The following is an 18,781-nucleotide window of genomic DNA, read 5'->3' as shown; positions in this document are numbered from 1 at the left end:
GGCAGGGTTTCACATCCTGTAACGCTCGTTTCGCTACACTGCCCTCACGTTTCCCGACTCAGTGAGATTCCCATGCCCCCTCGCCTGCTCCTGGCGCTGACGACACTGCTGTTCACCCCCCTTGCCCACGCCGTTGACTGCGCCAACGCCAGCGACCAGGCGACCATGAATCAGTGCGCGGCACAGGAGCACAAGGCAGCGGACAAGGAATTGAATGCGCTGTACCAGCAGATCACTGCGCGATTGAAGAGCAACCCCGAGAGCAAGAAGCTGTTGGTCGGTGCCCAGCGGGAGTGGATTGGCTTTCGCGACGCCGAGTGCAAATTCGCTTCGTCGGCGGTGACGGGCGGGAGTGTTTATCCGTTGATCTACAGCAACTGCGTCACCGAGCTGACCAAGGCGCGGGTGGAGACGCTGAAGAATTACCTGAAATGCCAGGAGGGGGATTTGAGTTGTCCGGTGCCGGGGCAGTAGATCTTCAGTGGCCTTGAGGGCCTCATCGCGGGCAAGCCCGCTCCCACAGTGATTTGCGCACACCGCGAACCTGTAGGAGCGAGCTTGCTCGCGAAGACGTCACCCCAGACACCGAAAAACTACCGGATAAACACCTGAGCCGTCGTAATCGCCATATCCCCCCCAGGCAACTTGATGCTCCCCACCTGTTTCAAACTGTCGGCATCAAAGATCGCCACATCGTTGAACGTCCCCGCCAGGTAGATCTTGCTGCCGTCCTTGTTGAAGGAAATGCAGTAGTAGGAGTGATCCAGCGTCGCCGCCTGGAGCATCTTTTTCTCCTTGATGTCGTACTTGGCCAGGCGGTTGAGCACGCCGAACATCAGGTTGGGGTCCTTCGGCGAGCGCATGCCGCTGAAATAGATCTCCGTCAACGGACCGAAGTCGGTGGTTTCGGTCTTGCCGGTCTTCAGGTCGACACTGAACAACCCGTACAGGTAGTCGGCGGTGGCGGGGTCCTGCTTCTTGTCCTTGAATTTCGCCGTGGTGTAGAGCAGCGAGAAGTCATGGCGATAGGTCTGCTGGTTCCACACGTAGAGCACGTCCGGTGCGGCATAGTTCGCCCGTTTCCAGTGGCGACTGGGGATCAGCACATCGAACTTGCCGGTTTTCACATCGACCTTGTAGATGTCCGCGCCGGCCACATATAGCGTACCGTCGTCACCACTTTGCATGATGGTCAATTGCCGGGGAGCCGGAAAGCTGCGCACGGGTTTGGCGTCCATCCCGGCATCGGTGGCGTACACATCGAGTCGCGGCTGCTGCACTTCGTAGCGATCGTTGAGCATCAGGGTCGGGTTGGCGATTGCGAACAGTTCCTTGCCGTCGTGGCTCAGGGTGAAGGCGAACATCGATTTGGCCTTCTCCCCCGGCTTCTGGGTGATGCTGGCGTGGAACACCTGCTTGCAACTGTCGAGCTCGACGCCGTAGATGTCCGCGTAGTGGTTGTTCAACACGTAGGCGGTCTTGCGGTCCGGTGACAACTGCACGGTGCCGGGGCCAAACGCATCCGGCATCTTGCAGGTCTTGAACAGGCTGTCTGTCGCCAGGTCAATGACGTGCAGGTTGTTCGGGTAGTTGGTGGTCAACATGTACTCGTGACCGTCTTGCAACGCGGTGTTTTCATCGGCCAGGACGTTGAACGAACAGACGACGGCAAACGCGGCCAGGCCGCAGGCTTTGATGCTAGGCATGCTGGATTCCTTATTCTCTGTCCGATCACTTGTCTTTGGGGAAGACCGTGCCAAGGTTGCGCCAGTTGTCGTTGGACGCCTGGGCATCCTTGTTCCAGTCCGGGTAGGTGCTCATCATGTCGGGCACCTGGGCCGGCCACCAGCAAGGGTCGGAGCAGCCATAAAGGTCCGCCTCCATGGGCTGGCACAGCGACGACACACCGCCGAACGCATCGATCTCCCAGCCAGGGTCGGTGGTGGAGGCGCAACCAGCCACGGAACTCATCGCCACGACTTCTTCAATGCGGTTTTCATCCGCGGCCTGATCCAGCTTCAACGCTTTGTTATTGATTGCCTTGAGATGTTTCATATCAGTGAGCCTTGCGCGGAGTGATGTAACTGCTGATGAACGCAGGGTTATTGGCCATGATCCGGGTGTAGACCTCGATGCCGAAATCCACCCAGTCACGCATCAGTTCGCAGTAGTGATAGGTCGGGTGGGCCGGGTCGCCGTAGCGGGCGTAACTTTCGTGGTAGCAGCCGCCGGAGCACAGGTTGCGGATGTTGCAGTCGTGGCAACCGGTGTTGGTGCGGTCCAGGCGCTGGGACAGGAAGTCGTTCAGCTCGACCTGCTTGACCCCTTCATGGACGTTGCCGAAAGTCGGCAGGGATGAGCCGGTAAAGCGGTGGCACAGATTCAGCTCGCCCTTGTGGTCCACGGCCAGCATCTTCAGGCCCGCGCCACAGGGCAGGGCTTTCTTGTGGCCTTCGTGGATATCGGTGATCAACTGATGCAGGTTGGAGAAGCCGATGTTGCGGTGTTCCAGCGCCGCTGTCAGATAGCGTCGGCCCAAGGCCTTCATGCTGGCGAACACTTGCCCCAGTTCTTCGTTGGTCAGGTTGAAGCTGCTGATGTCGCCGGAGGTCACCGGGGCGAACCCCACTTCGGCAAACCCCAGTTCGTTGAACAGGTGGTCCCAGATGGTTTCGACATCCGTGACGCCAGTGGTCAGCGTGACCCGCGCGCCGACCGGGCGGCTGTTGTAACGCGACAGCAGCATCTCGGCCTTGCGCCGCACCACGTCATAGGTGCCCTGCCCGCCCACGGTGATACGGTTGCGGTCGTGCACGGTCTTGGGCCCGTCGATGCTCACCGACAGCCCGAAACGGTGGGCGTTGAGGTAGTCCACCGTTTCCTCGGTGAGCAGCGTGGCATTGGTGGTCATGACGAATTCGACGAACTTGCCCGCCTCGCGAAAGCGTTTCTCACAGTAATCGACCATGTACTCGATCAGCTTGCGATTGCTCAACGGCTCGCCACCGAAGAACACCACGGTGAAGCGCTCTTCGTCGGGGGATTCCTTGAGCAGCATCTCCACCGAGGCGATGGCGGTCTCCACGTCCATCTTCTTGCCGGCGGATGGCTTGTCGAGGTCTTCCTTGTAGCAGTAGGTGCAGCTCAGGTTGCAACCGGTGTTGACGTTGAGCACCACGGTGTTGATGGCGGTGCGCTCGACCCGCTTGGTGGCGATGTCCGGGGTCAGCGGTGAGCCATCACTGACCAGCTCCAGGGCCATCAGCTCGCGCAGGGTCTCGGTGATTTCCTTGCCGTTGAACCGCGTCGCCAGGCGCTGGATCAAATCGTCCGAAGAACAGCCCGGACCGCGCAATGTGTCGATGATCGTGCCCGTCAGTTCGTCGCTGGCGAATAGCGAACTGCTGGGGATGTGAAACAACATGCGGTCGGCGTCAACCTGCACTTCGTGCAGATTGCGCTCAACCAGATTCAAGATAGCGCCCATTGCAACCTCCTTTGCAGACCCGGCTTCGGGGGCCTGCGTTCATTCCGAAAAGTGTCTGGAACCGTGTCGGATCAGCCTTACGGAATGGGTGGATTGTTCCAGCGTTGCACGGTCACGATCATGTGGGCCTCGCCGGTCAGGGATTTCCCTGCGTCGTCGACGGCGGCAATGACCTTGAGGTTGCCGGCATTGTTGGTGGACATCTTGCGTTGCGGGTTCGGCCCGGCATCGCCTGGTGTGAACACGCCCGTATCGGCCTCCATGGTGCCGGCGAACTTGACGTCCTCATCTTCCTTGGCACGATCGTCGAAGGCTTCGACCTTCCACTGCGCAGGGAACACACCGATGCGATACGGTTTGCCGTCAGCCCCCTTGCCCCAAGCCTCGGCGTCGAAACGCCCCTGCACCTTGGGCGTCGACCCACCGCCCTCGCCGATCCGCGCCACCGAGAATTCCGGCACCACCTTGACCTCGGCGATCTTGCTGTAGACCGACAGGCTCGGGCCTTTCAGCGTTCCCACCGCGACCGCCCGCAAGCCCGGCTGGGCATTGGCGGCGGCCTTGAGCTTGACCTTGATCTGTTCGGGCGTCTGCGAGACGACCTCGACCACTTCCACGCCCTTGCCGAAATTCGGCTTGCCGGTCAGGCCACTGCCGATCAGGGTCACTTCGGTTTCGCTGCCGGCCTTGAGGTAACCCGGTTGCACCGCCAGCAAGCGGCTGCTGCCCTGCTTGGCGGCGACGAAGTCCAGGCCACGCTCGTCATGCTCGGCCTCGAACATCCGGCCCTGCATCGCGTTGCCCTGGGCGGCGAACACCTGGCGCAGGGTCACGCCGTCGATGCTCACGTTGCCGCGCCATTCGTAGCCGGTGTAGAGGATCGCGCTGCCGTCGCCGTTGAACGGCGTACCGTCGGCGTACTGACCTTTGATGCTGACCTTGAAGGTGTCATCGCCAGCGGCGCTGACGCTCATTATCCCGGCTAACTCGCCCTTGCCTGGCAGGTGGCCGCTGAAACTCCAGTCGCCCGCCAATGCTTCAGCCTTCGGCGCGCTGGCTAGCCATTTTTTCCACGCTGGGTTGTCCAGTGGATAACGCTTGGCCAGCAGCGGCACCATCTCCTTGCGGGCGAGATCGAACCAGTCGCGGTCGCGGGACAACGCCTGGTACTCCAGCGACGGCCACTGGCCGAGGTGGAAGTTCACCAGGCGCTCCCACTCCTGGGCGGGCCGGCGTTGCAGGGCGACCCGCGCACCGGAGTGGCAGCGGCCACACATCTGGCTGGTTTTCTCGTCGAACTGTTCGACCGTGTTGAGCCGGCGCTCCATGGCGTAACGCACGCCGTCGGTTTCGCTCGGCGCCAGGCCCTGGGTGTCGGCCAGGTATTTGACCAGGGTGCGGCGATCGTCATCGCTGATCTGCAAACCGTGCATGGTCTGCATCCGCGCGATGCTCATCAACCAGCCTTCCGGCGTCTTGCGCTGGTGGCTGATGCGGCTCAGGGCGTTATCGGCTTCGGGGGTGTGACAGCCCTGACAGGTTTCCTTGAGGATGGTCTGGGCGTCACGGGCGGCCAGGCTGGCCGGCGAATGCAGCGCTACACAGGCGGCCACGGCCAATAGACTGACACTCAGGCCTGATCGGAGTCTTCTCTTCATCAACGTCGAACCTCGCACGGTGCTTTCTTATTTTTGTGGCTTATCGTTTTTATGGTTTCTGCCGTTGGCCATGAGCAGCCAACGGAGGCAAGAGAAACGTCTGCGATGAGCAATACACGGAGCGTGCCAGCTTGTGAATTTGTTGATTAATCAATGGTTTGTGTCGGACAGGGTAGGTTTTTCCAGGAACGACAGCGGCGTTGCACGTTTTATTTCGCGACAGCCGTTGCAACCTGAGACAAGCATAGCCCCGCTCTCTTCCCCTGTAGGAGCGAGCTTGCTCGCGATGGACTAAAGAACACCGCTGCGTGTCAGGCAGCCAGCGTCATCGTTGACGACCATCGCGACGGTTCGACGCCTCGACAAGCTCGCTCCTACAGGAGGCGATGTTGTCGTTGTCTCATGTCGTCGCAAATTGCGACGTCTGGCGATGACTTTACGATCGCGCAAACAACGGGAAAACCCGCCCGCTCGGGCTCCCGCCAGCAAAACCCACAACTGGCACACCCATTGCGAAAGACCTCGTCACACGAACAAGACGAGGTTTCAACATGTCGCTTCCCAACCTGCTCCCTGCCACCACGGCTTTCATCCAGCGCGCTCCGCGCATGTTGGTCGGAGGCGACTGGGTCGAGGCCTCCGATGGCCAGACCATGCCGTTGCACAACCCGGCCACCGGCGAGGTGCTCTGCGTGGTGCCTCGGGCGACGCCCGAAGATGTTGATCGCGCAGTGCTCGCCGCTCGCCAGGCGTTCGATGATTCGGCCTGGACCCGCACCCGACCGCGCGAGCGGCAGAACCTGTTGTGGAAACTTGCCGACCTGATGCAGCGCGACGCCGAACTGCTGGCGCAACTCGAATGCTTGAACAACGGCAAGAGCGCGGCCGTGGCCCAAGTGATGGACATGCAACTGGCCATCGACTTCCTGCGCTACATGGCCGGTTGGGCGACCAAGATCGAAGGCTCGACGGTGGATGTCTCGGCGCCGCTGATGCCCAACGAGCAATTCCACAGTTTTATCCGCCGTGAAGCGGTGGGCGTGGTCGGCGCCATCGTCGCCTGGAACTTCCCCCTCCTGCTGGCCTGCTGGAAACTCGGCCCGGCCCTGGCCACCGGCTGCACCGTGGTGCTCAAGCCCGCCGACGAAACCCCACTGACGGCGCTGAAGCTGGCGGAACTGGTACTGGAAGCCGGCTACCCCGAAGGCGTGTTCAACGTGGTGACCGGCACCGGCATCACCGCAGGCTCCGCCCTGACCCACAACCCGCTGGTGGACAAGCTGACGTTCACCGGCTCCACCGCCGTAGGCAAGCAGATCGGCAAGATCGCCATGGATTCGATGACCCGTGTCACCCTGGAACTGGGCGGCAAATCGCCGACCATCGTCATGGCCGACGCCGACCTTTCCAGCGCGGCGGCCGGTGCGGCTAGCGCGATCTTCTTCAATCAGGGCCAGGTCTGTTGCGCAGGCTCGCGCCTGTATGTCCAGCGCAAGCACTTCGACAACGTGGTAGCGGACATCGCCGGGATCGCCAACGCGATGAAACTCGGCAACGGCCTGGACCCAAGCGTCGAGATGGGGCCACTGATCTCAGCGCGGCAGCAGGAACGGGTCTACGGCTACATTGAAAAGGGCCGCGAAAGCGGCGCGACCATCGCCTGTGGCGGCGAACAGTTCGGCCCGGGGTATTTCGTCAAACCGACGGTCATCGTCGACGTCGACCAGAAACACTCGCTGGTACAGGAAGAAATCTTCGGCCCGGTGCTGGTGGCGATTCCGTTCGACGATGAGGCCGAAGCCTTGCGCCTGGCCAACGACAGCCCTTATGGGCTGGGGGCGAGTATATGGTCGAACGACCTGGCGGCGGTGCACCGGATGATCCCGCGAATCAAGTCGGGTTCAGTGTGGGTCAACTGCCACAGCGCGCTGGACCCGGCATTGCCGTTCGGCGGTTACAAAATGTCGGGGGTCGGGCGGGAGATGGGGTATGCGGCGATTGAGCATTACACGGAGTTGAAGTCGGTGTTGATCAAGTTGTAATTGCGGCGCCCTGCCAACACAAGGCTCAGGGCTTATACCCCTGAGCCAACAACCACCCCCTGACCACCTTCCCCTGCTCCACCGACAACCCTGCCAACACCTGCCCTACCGGCTCCACCGACAAGCGCCGCAGCAACGGCGCCAGCTCTATCCCCTGCACATGCCAGATCCCCAACGGTTGATCCGCCGTGATCACCACCTCGGCCTCATCGACAAACCCATCGCGCAACACCGGCGCCCGCTCTATGCGCAGTGACGCAAAATCCGCCTGGGCATGCGCCACCTCGGCGTCCGGCCATTGCCGCCGGGCCAGCCAGAACGGCTGATCCGCCCAGCGCTGCTCATCGGCATAAAAGTCCCGGCCGATGCGCGCAAAACGAAGAAACAGCTGCTCCACCCGCTGCTGGTGAAATCGCTGGGCCAGGGCCGCCCGTTCCGGTTTTCGCAGCAGCGTGTTGATCACCACCGGCGCCTGCAACGCCGAGGACAACGACTGGAAAATCCCGTTGCCCGACAGCGGGTCCACCGCCATCGCCGCGTCGCCGACACGAATCCACTGATCACCACACACCTGCGGGCTCAAGATCGCCGTGCTGCTGCGTGCATGCAATTGCGCTTCGACCTTGGCCTCGGCATCGGCGCCGAAAAACGCCCGCCCCAACGCCGAGCCCTGGCGCCGCTGGCGGCAATATTCGAGCAACTGCGCCTTTCCCGGCAGTTGCGCGCTGGCCACGTCCACCGTCCATTGCCAGTAGCATTGGCCGTCCGCCCGCCGCGCCATCCACGCCCAGCCGTCCTCAAGGCTCTCCACGGCGCTGGCGGTCTCGCCCGGCGGGCCTTGCCAGCGGTTGAGCAGGCTGACCGTCTCCGGCCCGCGCAGCCCCTTGCCCAGTGCTTTGTGCGAGGCCGGCGCCTGACGACCGCGAGCTTCCACCAGGAAGTCACAGGCGAGTACGCCATGCCCTTCGATCTCGATCCGCGCCCCCGTGGCCAATGACTGCACGCCCAGCACGCGGCCCTCGATCAGTTCAACACCGGCCAGGCGCAGGTCTTCGCGCAGGCCACGGTCGAACGCCGGGCGATCGAGCAGATACTCGATGTTCTGCGCGTGCTGCTGGCCATTCCATGACACCTGACGCTGGGACGGCAGCGTCGCCTCGGCCAGCGCGTGGTGCAGGCCGGCGCCGCGCAAGGCTTCCAACACCCGCACGGACACACCTTCCAGCGCCGCGAACCGGCGCCACTCGGATACCAGCGTCACCTCAAAGCCCAATCGGCGCAGACCCAGGGCCACGGCCGCCCCGGCAGGGCCTGCGCCAAGAATCGCGATCATGGCCCACTACGCCGTTCAGGACCGCGATAACGGGCGTTGTCTCGCAGACGATCGATGATCTGCTGATTGCTCGCCTCGGGGTGCTCCAACAGAAAAGCGGCGATGTGCCCGCTTAGCGCCGCACACCCCAGGCTCGCCCCCGATTGCCCAGGATAAGTGCCATGCACGCACGCGGCGAAATCCGCCTGGGCGCTGTCCAGCCAGGACCACTCCTGCTCCGCGCAACGCGCATCGCCGGTGATCCGCAGCACTTGTGGATAACGGGCCGGGTAAACACCCTCACCCTGGGCCGGGCTGGAGGCGCACAGCAAAACGCCCCGCTCGACCGCCATTGCACAGGCCTCACGCAGCAGGTTGCGGTCCTGGCGCAAGCCGAGGCTGAGATTGATCAGCCGCACATCCTGCGCCACCAGCCAGTCGATGGCCGTGGCGATCTGCAAGGCAGTGGTGACACCGCGTTGATCGAACACCTGGGCCACGCAGAACAGCGCCCCGGGGGCCCGTCGGCTAATCGCCTCGATCACCGCACTGCCGTGGCCAAGGACGTCGTCGTGCAAGGCATCCTCAAGCAAGGCGTCTTCGAGCAACGAGAACCGCCGACCGGCAACCACCTGCACCCGCTGCGCCGCCGAATGCCCGCTGTCGACCACGCCGATTCGCAGCTCACGCTTCATGGGCCACCGTTTTCGACGTCAGCACGCCATCGATCAGTTCGAAGCGCAGGTCGGCGTCAGCCAGGGTGGAAGGCCGATGGCTGATGAGGATGCGCGTACGCCCGGCAAACAATCGGTCGATGGCCTCGATCACTTCGCGCTCGGTGGCTTCGTCCACCGCCGAGGTCGCTTCGTCCAGCACCAGGATCATCGGATCCTGCAACAGCGCCCGAGCAATCGCGATGCGCTGTTTCTGCCCGCCGGACAACTGTTGGCCACGTTCGCCCAACGGGCTGTCGAGGCCTTCGGGCAGGGAGGCGATCAGGCTGTCGAGTTGCGCCAGGTGTGCCACTTTGGCAATGGCTTCGCGGTTTGCATCCGGCACCGCGTAGGCGAGGTTGTCGGCAAGGCTGCCGCGAAACAGCACGATGTCCTGGCTGACAACGGCGATCTGCCTGCGCAATTGCATCAGGTCCAGTTCGCGTACATCGGTCTCGCCCAGCAGTACCCGACCGGACTGCGGATCGTGATGGCGTTGCAACAGGTCGATCAACGTCGACTTGCCCACCCCGGAGCCACCGCTGAGGGCCACTTTCACACCGTAAGGTATCTGTGCCTGGATCCCGCTCAGGGTCGCCGGCCGACCCGGATGGCTGAAGTGCACGTCGTCAAAACGCAAGTCGCCGCACGCCGGCATTGGCTGGGGTTCGGCCGGGGTCAGCACGGTTGGCTCTTCGCCGCGCAACTCCATCACACGGCCGAGGCTGACGGTCATGCGCTGTATGGCCACATACAGTCCCAGCAAGCTCTGCACCGGCCCGACGGCCATGCCCAGGTACGTTGAAAACGCGATCAGCGCACCCAATTGCCAGGTGCCCTGCACCACCCAGTAACCGCCGATCAGGAATGCACAGGCACGGGACAATGAGGTCAATGTGCCCGGCACGGCCTGGGTGAAAAACTCGGTGACCTGCAGGCGCAACAACTGACTCATGTAGCCCTGCCCCAGAGACTCCAGCCGCCGAGATTCGCGCTGTTGCTGCCCGGCCGACTGGATGAACTTCATCACCGGCAGTGTCTCGACCATGAACGAGGACATGTCTGCCGATCGCTCACGCAACTGCCGCACGTCACGTTCGACCTTGCGCCTCATCCAACGCAGCCACAACACGTCGAGGGGAATCAGCACCAACGCCAGCAGGGAAAGTTGCCACGACAGGGTCACCAGCATCGCCACGGCGACCACCAGGCCGATCACGCTGGACACGGCGGAAAACAACGAATCCACGGCAAAGCGCTGGATCTCCGCGACATCACCATCCAGGCGCGACATCAGGTCGCCAATGCGCCGTTGCCCGTAGAAACCGGGCGAAAGGGTCTGCAGGTGGCGATAGAGGTCGTCGCGCAGCGCGAACAGAATCCGCCCGGACAGCCGCGTGTGCAGGTAACGATTGATTCCCGAGAGTGCCGTGCCGAGCAGCCCGGCGACGATCATCAACACGGCGATCAGCACCAGCATCGGGAAGTTACGGGCCAGCAGGCCATCGTCGATCAACAGCTTGGTCAGCCAGGGTTGCACCAACACCAGCGCCGATGCGCAGACCGACAGCCCAAGCAGCCCGACGATTGCCAGGCGCTGCGGCCTGACGAAACCGTACAGCCAGTGCAGCGCCGCTTGGAGGGCTTCGGGGTTGTGGCTGTCGACCAGCCGAACAATCCACATCAGGAACGCAACTGTTTGAGTTTGCGGTAAAGGGTCGCACGGCTGATGCCCAGGGCGTCGGCGGCTGCCGAGACGTTGCCCTGATGGCTGTCCAGGGACTGGCGAATCATCTCCAGTTCATTCTCGCGGATACTACCTGCCTGCGGACGTTCGTTGGCGGTCAATTCGTCGAGCATGCTGTCGGGCAGGTGATCGAGGGTGAGCACACTCTCGCCCGGCTCACGCATGGCCAGTGCGGTGCGCAGGACCATTTCCAGTTGGCGAATGTTGCCCGGCCAGTGGTAACCGGCGAGCAGCCGCCCGAGATCGTCGTGCAGGACTACGCTCGGCGCGTCGAGCCGTGCCAGCAGCCGACTCACCAGCGCACTGAAATCGTCGCGCTCGCGCAACGCCGGGAGCATCACGCTGATGCCGTTGACGCGATAGAACAGGTCTTCGCGAAAATGCTTGTCTTCGACCAGGCGCTTGAGGTCACGGTGGGTCGCGCAGATCAGGGCGACGTCGATGTCCTGCTCTTCGCCCGCCCCCAATGGTGCCACCTTGCGGTCCTGCAACACCCGCAGCAGACGTGCCTGTAACGCGAAGGGCATGTCGCCGATTTCATCGAGGAACAAGGTGCCGCCATGGGCCTGCTGCAAACGGCCGATCATGCCGCCCCGTCGCGAACCGGTGAAGGCGCCTTCGCGATAGCCGAACAATTCAGACTCGATCAGGCCTTCAGGGATCGCCGCGCAATTCACCGCGACGAAGGGTTTGTCTGCGCGGCTGCCGGCCATGTGCAGGGCGCGGGCAATGACTTCCTTGCCGGTGCCGGTTTCACCGAGCAGCAACACCGGCAACTCGTTGGCCAGGCCCTGACGCGCCATCCGCAAGGCGCGGGCGTAACGGCTATTGCTGCCGGCCAGGGATTCCAGGTCCGGGGCTGTCTTCGCGGTTTTCGTGGTGCTGCGCGGCGCGGGTGCGCTGACATTGAGTGAGCGCAGGGGAGCGCGCAGGGTTTTGTAGAAGAACTCGCCCTTGGCGGTCTGCAGGCTGCCGGCGCCACCCTGATGCAGGCGTGAAAGCAATTGCAGGCCATCCACGCCGAGAAACTCTTCGCAACGCCTCCCTACCAGCGCCGAGCGCTCGGCCCCCAACAACTGGCAGGCCTGGGCGCTGACCGCGAGGATCTGTCCTCCGAGGCTCACAGCCAGCAGCCCTTGCCAGGGCGACTCGAGGTATTGCCGACGGCTATGGAAGGCCAACACAATCTGGTCGGGAAAACTGGCGTTGAACACCCGGCTCTCGATTTGGCTGACGGCCAGGGCCAGCAGCGCGGTGCTGTCGTGAACGCGGCCGAGCGGGCCTTCGCGGGTCAAGTCGAGGACGCCGAGGATGTCTCCTTGCGGGCAGTAGATCGGCACGGAAGTGCAGGAAAAATCAGTCAGGCGATCCAGGTAGTGTTCGCCGCAATCAATCATCGTTGGCCGGGCTTCCACCAGGGCAGTACCCAGTGCGTTGGTGCCACGAGCGGCTTCGCTCCAGCAGGCCCCCAGGGCGATGTCTTGCAGGCCACTGCCCTTGAGTCGATCGGCACGGCCCTCGACGGCCAGGATGGTAGCATCGGAATTTGCGAGGATGATCAACCCTTCCTTGCCCTGACGCTCGGCCAGGTAATCGATGGCGGGCAATGCGGCGTCAATCAACAAGCGATTATTGCTCAATAGCACGTCAAGGCTCGCGCTCGATTCCAGCGCCAATTCATGCTTGCTGTTGAAATGCACGCCATGACTCAAGCTGCGTCGCCACGAAGCATCGATCTCGGCCCGCAGCACACCGTCAGGTACTTCGCCTTCCAGGTGGAGTTTTTCCCGAGCCAACCGGGCTTCACGGTGAAGTTTGGGGGAGTTTGTTTTTATCAGCGTCATCAAGCGCTCCGGGTCGTCCGCCCTGCGCCTTCGAACATCGGCGCCCTGAAGCATCTTTACGTTAACGTCAGGGCGATGGCAAGTGCCTTACGGCGCTTGTGGTTTCATGGGGGGACCGCGTTATCGTTCTTCGCGGGCAAGCCCGCTCCCACAGGGTTACGGGTTGTACACAGGATATGTGAACGACACCGGCCACTGTGGGAGCGGGCTTGCCCGCGAAGACGGCCTATCAGGCGCTAAAGAACCCCAGATCAAACATGCGGATCCCCAGGCACCTTGCTAGGCGTCGCATACTGGGGCTTGAGGTGCCCATCCTGATCCAGCAACCAGGCATCCATGATCTGCCGCACCACAGGCCCCGCGACACGGCCACCGGCCTCGCCGTTTTCGATCATCACCGATATCACGATCTTCGGGTGCTCGGCCGGGGCGAAACCGACGAACAAGGCGTTGTCGCGGTGACGCTCGAGGGTTTTCTCACGGTTGTAACGTTCGCCCTGCTTGATCGCGACCACTTGCGCGGTGCCGCTCTTGCCGGCGATGCGGTACTGAGCGCCTTGCGCGGCTGCACGTGCAATGCCGCGCGCATCGTGCATGACCATCTGCATGCCGTGGTTGACCTGCTCCCAGTCACGCGGGTCCTTGAGCAGGATGTTGGGCATGGGGTGTTCATCAACCGGAGCGACACCGTCCACGGTCTTGGCCAGGTGCGGGCGGTTCCAGACACCCTTATTGGCGATCAGCGCGGTGGCCTGTGCGAGTTGCAGCGGGGTGACCTGCATGTACCCCTGACCGATGCCAAGGATCACGGTTTCGCCTGGGAACCACGCCTGACGGCGCGTCACACGCTTCCAGGCCTGGGACGGCATCAGGCCAGCAGACTCTTCGTTCATGTCCAGCGACACTTTCTCACCGAGACCAAACATCGCCATGTAGTCATGCAGGCGGTCGATGCCCAGCTTGTGGGCCAGATCGTAAAAGTAAGTGTCGTTGGAACGCATGATCGCCGCGTCCATGTCCACCCAGCCGTCACCGCTGTGGTTCCAGTTGCGGTATTTGTGATCGTAGTCCGGCAACTGGTAGTAACCGGGATCGAAGACGCGAGTCTGGGGTGTAACTACACCGGCATCCAGACCGGCGATTGCCACTTCAGGCTTGATTGTCGAACCGGGCGCATAGAGGCCCCTGAGGACACGGTTGAACAATGGGCGGTCGATGGAATCATGCAGCGCCGCGTATTCCTTGAAGCTGATTCCCGTGACGAACAGATTCGGGTCAAAACTGGGTTTGCTGACCATGGCCAGCACTTCACCGGTGGACGGATCGAGAGCAACCACCGAGCCGCGACGGTCCCCGAGTGCATCCTCAGCGGCTTGCTGAAGCTTGGCGTCCAGGCTCAGGACGATGTTTTTGCCGGGTATGGGATCGGTATGTTTGAGCACGCGCAGGACTCGGCCCTGGGCATTGGTCTCAACTTCTTCATAACCCACGTGGCCGTGCAGTTCTGACTCGTAGAATTTCTCGATGCCGGTCTTGCCGATGGATTGGGTGCCACGGTATTCAACCGTGTCCAGCGCCTTGGCTTCCTTTTCATTGATACGACCGACGTAGCCGATCGAATGGGCGAAATGCTCGGCCATGGGGTAGTGACGAACGAACTGCGGTTCGACATCGATCCCGGGCAGGCGAAATTCATTGACGGCAAGCACGGCGATCTGTTCTTCACTCAGCTCGTAAAACAGGGTGACGGGCACGAAGGGATGACGCCCCTGCTTCATCGCCTTGTCGAACAACGCGCGATCTTCGGCGGACAAATGCAGGAGGTTGACGACCTCGTCCAGCTCTTGCTTGACGTCGGTGGCGCGTTCGCGGGTGATGGTCAGGTTGAAGCTGGGACGGTTGTCGGCCAGGATCACACCGTTGCGGTCGTAGATCAGCCCTCTGGTCGGGGTGATCGGCAAGACATGGACACGATTGTTCTCGGAGATCGTCGAGTGATAATCGAACTCCATCACTTGGAGCACATACATACGCGCAACCAGCGTACACATGATGGCGACGACGAACAGCGCGCACGCCATCAGCCTTTTGTTGACCAGGCGCGTCTCTTTCTCGTGATCCTTGATCGGAATCGGTTCGGGCATTTCTACAGCTGCTCTTTGACTGGCAATGAAGCGCCGTTCCTAGGCTAGAAATCAGTCCGTGAAAAAATGGAAGAGCACCATATCAAAAACGAAGGGCATGCTTGATGACGATTCCGTCAGCCAGACTTTTCCCGGGACAAAAACAAAACCCCAACTGCTTTCGCAATTGGGGTTTCGGAATTTAATCTTGACGATGACCTACTCTCACATGGGGAAACCCCACACTACCATCGGCGATGCATCGTTTCACTGCTGAGTTCGGGATGGGATCAGGTGGTTCCAATGCTCTATGGTCGTCAAGAAATTCTTGAGCTGACGTGTCTTTCGACATTCCAGCGAATCGGGTATGTGATGGCTTTCGGCTTTGTGAGTCGCAAACTTTCGGTTCGTTTCGTCTTCACAACACCGCAATCTGGCCTTTCGACTCAAATTGCTTGGGTGTTATATGGTCAAGCCTCACGGGCAATTAGTATTGGTTAGCTCAACGCCTCACAGCGCTTACACACCCAACCTATCAACGTCGTAGTCTTCGACGGCCCTTCAGGGAACTCAAGGTTCCAGTGAGATCTCATCTTGAGGCAAGTTTCCCGCTTAGATGCTTTCAGCGGTTATCTTTCCCGAACATAGCTACCCGGCAATGCCACTGGCGTGACAACCGGAACACCAGAGGTTCGTCCACTCCGGTCCTCTCGTACTAGGAGCAGCCCCTCTCAAATCTCAAACGTCCACGGCAGATAGGGACCGAACTGTCTCACGACGTTCTAAACCCAGCTCGCGTACCACTTTAAATGGCGAACAGCCATACCCTTGGGACCGGCTTCAGCCCCAGGATGTGATGAGCCGACATCGAGGTGCCAAACACCGCCGTCGATATGAACTCTTGGGCGGTATCAGCCTGTTATCCCCGGAGTACCTTTTATCCGTTGAGCGATGGCCCTTCCATACAGAACCACCGGATCACTAAGACCTACTTTCGTACCTGCTCGACGTGTCTGTCTCGCAGTCAAGCGCGCTTTTGCCTTTATACTCTACGACCGATTTCCGACCGGTCTGAGCGCACCTTCGTACTCCTCCGTTACTCTTTAGGAGGAGACCGCCCCAGTCAAACTACCCACCATACACTGTCCTCGATCCGGATAACGGACCTGAGTTAGAACCTCAAAGTTGCCAGGGTGGTATTTCAAGGATGGCTCCACGCGAACTGGCGTCCACGCTTCAAAGCCTCCCACCTATCCTACACAAGCAAATTCAAAGTCCAGTGCAAAGCTATAGTAAAGGTTCACGGGGTCTTTCCGTCTAGCCGCGGATACACTGCATCTTCACAGCGATTTCAATTTCACTGAGTCTCGGGTGGAGACAGCGCCGCCATCGTTACGCCATTCGTGCAGGTCGGAACTTACCCGACAAGGAATTTCGCTACCTTAGGACCGTTATAGTTACGGCCGCCGTTTACCGGGGCTTCGATCAAGAGCTTCGCGTTAGCTAACCCCATCAATTAACCTTCCGGCACCGGGCAGGCGTCACACCCTATACGTCCACTTTCGTGTTTGCAGAGTGCTGTGTTTTTAATAAACAGTCGCAGCGGCCTGGTATCTTCGACCGGCATTGGCTTACGGAGCAAGTCCTTCACCCTCACCGGCGCACCTTCTCCCGAAGTTACGGTGCCATTTTGCCTAGTTCCTTCACCCGAGTTCTCTCAAGCGCCTTGGTATTCTCTACCCAACCACCTGTGTCGGTTTGGGGTACGGTTCCTGGTTACCTGAAGCTTAGAAGCTTTTCTTGGAAGCATGGCATCAACCACTTCGTGTTCTAAAAGAACACTCGTCATCAGCTCTCGGCCTTAGAATCCCGGATTTACCTAAGATTCCAGCCTACCACCTTAAACTTGGACAACCAACGCCAAGCTGGCCTAGCCTTCTCCGTCCCTCCATCGCAATAACCAGAAGTACAGGAATATTAACCTGTTTTCCATCGACTACGCTTTTCAGCCTCGCCTTAGGGACCGACTAACCCTGCGTCGATTAACGTTGCGCAGGAAACCTTGGTCTTTCGGCGTGGGTGTTTTTCACACCCATTGTCGTTACTCATGTCAGCATTCGCACTTCTGATACCTCCAGCAAGCTTCTCAACTCACCTTCACAGGCTTACAGAACGCTCCTCTACCGCATCATCCGAAGATGATACCCGTAGCTTCGGTGTATGGTTTGAGCCCCGTTACATCTTCCGCGCAGGCCGACTCGACTAGTGAGCTATTACGCTTTCTTTAAAGGGTGGCTGCTTCTAAGCCAACCTCCTAGCTGTCTAAGCCTTCCCACATCGTTTCCCACTTAACCATAACTTTGGGACCTTAGCTGACGGTCTGGGTTGTTTCCCTTTTCACGACGGACGTTAGCACCCGCCGTGTGTCTCCCATGCTCGGCACTTGTAGGTATTCGGAGTTTGCATCGGTTTGGTAAGTCGGGATGACCCCCTAGCCGAAACAGTGCTCTACCCCCTACAGTGATACATGAGGCGCTACCTAAATAGCTTTCGAGGAGAACCAGCTATCTCCGAGCTTGATTAGCCTTTCACTCCGATCCACAGGTCATCCGCTAACTTTTCAACGGTAGTCGGTTCGGTCCTCCAGTCAGTGTTACCTAACCTTCAACCTGCCCATGGATAGATCGCCCGGTTTCGGGTCTATACCCAGCGACTAAACGCCCTATTAAGACTCGCTTTCGCTACGCCTCCCCTATTCGGTTAAGCTCGCCACTGAATATAAGTCGCTGACCCATTATACAAAAGGTACGCAGTCACAGAACAAAGTCTGCTCCCACTGCTTGTACGCATACGGTTTCAGGATCTATTTCACTCCCCTCTCCGGGGTTCTTTTCGCCTTTCCCTCACGGTACTAGTTCACTATCGGTCAGTCAGTAGTATTTAGCCTTGGAGGATGGTCCCCCCATATTCAGACAAAGTTTCTCGTGCTCCGTCCTACTCGATTTCATGACTAAGAGACTTTCGCGTACAGGGCTATCACCCACTATGGCCGCACTTTCCAGAGCGTTCCGCTAATCTCAAAGCCACTTAAGGGCTAGTCCCCGTTCGCTCGCCACTACTAAGGGAATCTCGGTTGATTTCTTTTCCTCAGGGTACTTAGATGTTTCAGTTCCCCTGGTTCGCCTCTTAAGCCTATGTATTCAGCTTAAGATAACCATCTTATGATGGCTGGGTTCCCCCATTCAGACATCTCCGGATCAAAGTCTGTTTGCCGACTCCCCGAAGCTTTTCGCAGGCTACCACGTCTTTCATCGCCTCTGACTGCCAAGGCATCCACCGTATGCGCTTCTTCACTTGACCATATAACCCCAAGCAATCTGGTTATACTGTGAAGACGACATTCGCCGAAAATTCGCAAAACTCTTAAGAGTCACTCACAAATTTTACCTTAGCCTGATCCGTTACCAGTGAAAGTAACGTTCAGTCTATCTTTCTATCACATACCCAAATTTTTAAAGAACGAACTAGTCAAAGACTAGAAATCAACATTCATCATCAATTCGATGGAATGCTCATTTCTAAGCTTTTACAAACAGAAGCAGTAGTGGTGGAGCCAAACGGGATCGAACCGTTGACCTCCTGCGTGCAAGGCAGGCGCTCTCCCAGCTGAGCTATGGCCCCGTATTTCTACAGGCGTTTCCCACACAAAATTGGTGGGTCTGGGCAGATTCGAACTGCCGACCTCACCCTTATCAGGGGTGCGCTCTAACCAACTGAGCTACAGACCCAATTTCGGGCTGCTTCTTTCGTCTTCTTCAATGAATCAAGCAATTCGTGTGGGAGCTCATGGAGCAG

At 59.9% G+C, this 18,781-nt stretch carries 11 protein-coding genes, 2 tRNA genes and 2 rRNA genes; 2 read left to right on the top strand and 13 right to left on the bottom strand.

Going from position 1 to position 18,781, the window contains the following annotated elements; all coding sequences use genetic code 11:
* Window positions 1-72 precede the first annotated feature (72 nt).
* A complete protein-coding gene (locus AB4N64_RS04220) occupies window positions 73-474 on the top strand; it encodes a lysozyme inhibitor LprI family protein (RefSeq protein WP_460122238.1) in 402 nt (133 codons plus the stop codon).
* A gap of 119 nt (window positions 475-593) precedes the next feature.
* On the opposite strand, the gene peaD is transcribed toward AB4N64_RS04220, so the two are convergent.
* The 4 genes from peaD to peaA form a co-directional block, all read right to left on the bottom strand.
* Window positions 594-1,706 carry a quinohemoprotein amine dehydrogenase subunit beta gene (gene peaD / locus AB4N64_RS04215; RefSeq protein ID WP_460122236.1) on the bottom strand — a complete coding sequence of 371 codons (1,113 nt, stop codon included), beginning with the start codon at window positions 1,704-1,706 and terminating at the stop codon, window positions 594-596.
* Window positions 1,707-1,731: 25 nt separating this feature from the next.
* Window positions 1,732-2,055: a quinohemoprotein amine dehydrogenase subunit gamma gene (gene qhpC, locus AB4N64_RS04210; protein WP_008016081.1), complete on the bottom strand. Its 324-nt coding sequence runs from the start codon at window positions 2,053-2,055 to the stop codon at window positions 1,732-1,734.
* 1 nt (window position 2,056) lies between these two features.
* Window positions 2,057-3,487: a quinohemoprotein amine dehydrogenase maturation protein gene (gene peaB / locus AB4N64_RS04205; protein ID WP_460122234.1), complete on the bottom strand. Its 1,431-nt coding sequence runs from the start codon at window positions 3,485-3,487 to the stop codon at window positions 2,057-2,059.
* Between the two features lie 77 nt (window positions 3,488-3,564).
* Entirely contained in the window at window positions 3,565-5,145 is a 1,581-nt protein-coding gene (gene peaA, locus AB4N64_RS04200; protein ID WP_460122232.1) for a quinohemoprotein amine dehydrogenase subunit alpha, read from the bottom strand.
* A gap of 551 nt (window positions 5,146-5,696) precedes the next feature.
* Here peaA and AB4N64_RS04195 point away from each other — a divergent pair.
* Complete coding sequence (locus AB4N64_RS04195; RefSeq protein WP_460122231.1) at window positions 5,697-7,187, top strand: aldehyde dehydrogenase family protein; 1,491 nt, start codon at window positions 5,697-5,699, stop codon at window positions 7,185-7,187.
* A gap of 25 nt (window positions 7,188-7,212) precedes the next feature.
* On the opposite strand, the gene qhpG is transcribed toward AB4N64_RS04195, so the two are convergent.
* From qhpG to AB4N64_RS04150, 9 genes are all read right to left on the bottom strand, one after another.
* Window positions 7,213-8,520 (bottom strand): flavin-dependent monooxygenase QhpG, encoded by a 1,308-nt coding sequence (gene qhpG, locus AB4N64_RS04190; protein WP_460122229.1) that lies wholly within the window; start codon window positions 8,518-8,520, stop codon window positions 7,213-7,215.
* Window positions 8,517-9,194 carry a subtilisin-like serine protease QhpE gene (gene qhpE, locus AB4N64_RS04185; protein ID WP_460122227.1) on the bottom strand — a complete coding sequence of 226 codons (678 nt, stop codon included), beginning with the start codon at window positions 9,192-9,194 and terminating at the stop codon, window positions 8,517-8,519. Before qhpE ends, qhpG begins: the two co-directional genes overlap by 4 nt.
* Window positions 9,184-10,896 (bottom strand): ABC transporter ATP-binding protein, encoded by a 1,713-nt coding sequence (locus AB4N64_RS04180; RefSeq protein ID WP_460122226.1) that lies wholly within the window; start codon window positions 10,894-10,896, stop codon window positions 9,184-9,186. Before AB4N64_RS04180 ends, qhpE begins: the two co-directional genes overlap by 11 nt.
* Window positions 10,896-12,803: a sigma-54-dependent Fis family transcriptional regulator gene (locus tag AB4N64_RS04175; RefSeq protein ID WP_460122224.1), complete on the bottom strand. Its 1,908-nt coding sequence runs from the start codon at window positions 12,801-12,803 to the stop codon at window positions 10,896-10,898. Before AB4N64_RS04175 ends, AB4N64_RS04180 begins: the two co-directional genes overlap by 1 nt.
* 251 nt (window positions 12,804-13,054) lie before the next feature.
* Window positions 13,055-14,947 (bottom strand): penicillin-binding protein 2, encoded by a 1,893-nt coding sequence (gene mrdA / locus AB4N64_RS04170; RefSeq protein ID WP_460122223.1) that lies wholly within the window; start codon window positions 14,945-14,947, stop codon window positions 13,055-13,057.
* Window positions 14,948-15,132: 185 nt separating this feature from the next.
* Window positions 15,133-15,248 (bottom strand): 5S ribosomal RNA (gene rrf / locus AB4N64_RS04165).
* Window positions 15,249-15,392: 144 nt separating this feature from the next.
* Window positions 15,393-18,286: ribosomal RNA gene (locus tag AB4N64_RS04160) — 23S ribosomal RNA — on the bottom strand.
* A gap of 245 nt (window positions 18,287-18,531) precedes the next feature.
* A tRNA-Ala gene (locus AB4N64_RS04155) sits at window positions 18,532-18,607 on the bottom strand.
* Window positions 18,608-18,637: 30 nt separating this feature from the next.
* Window positions 18,638-18,714 (bottom strand) — tRNA-Ile (locus AB4N64_RS04150).
* Window positions 18,715-18,781: the final 67 nt, after the last annotated feature.

Source organism: Pseudomonas sp. S2_C03 (assembly GCF_054668405.1).
The sequence above is the reverse complement of the archived record's forward strand: the minus strand, read 5'-3'. Positions and strand labels throughout refer to the sequence as shown.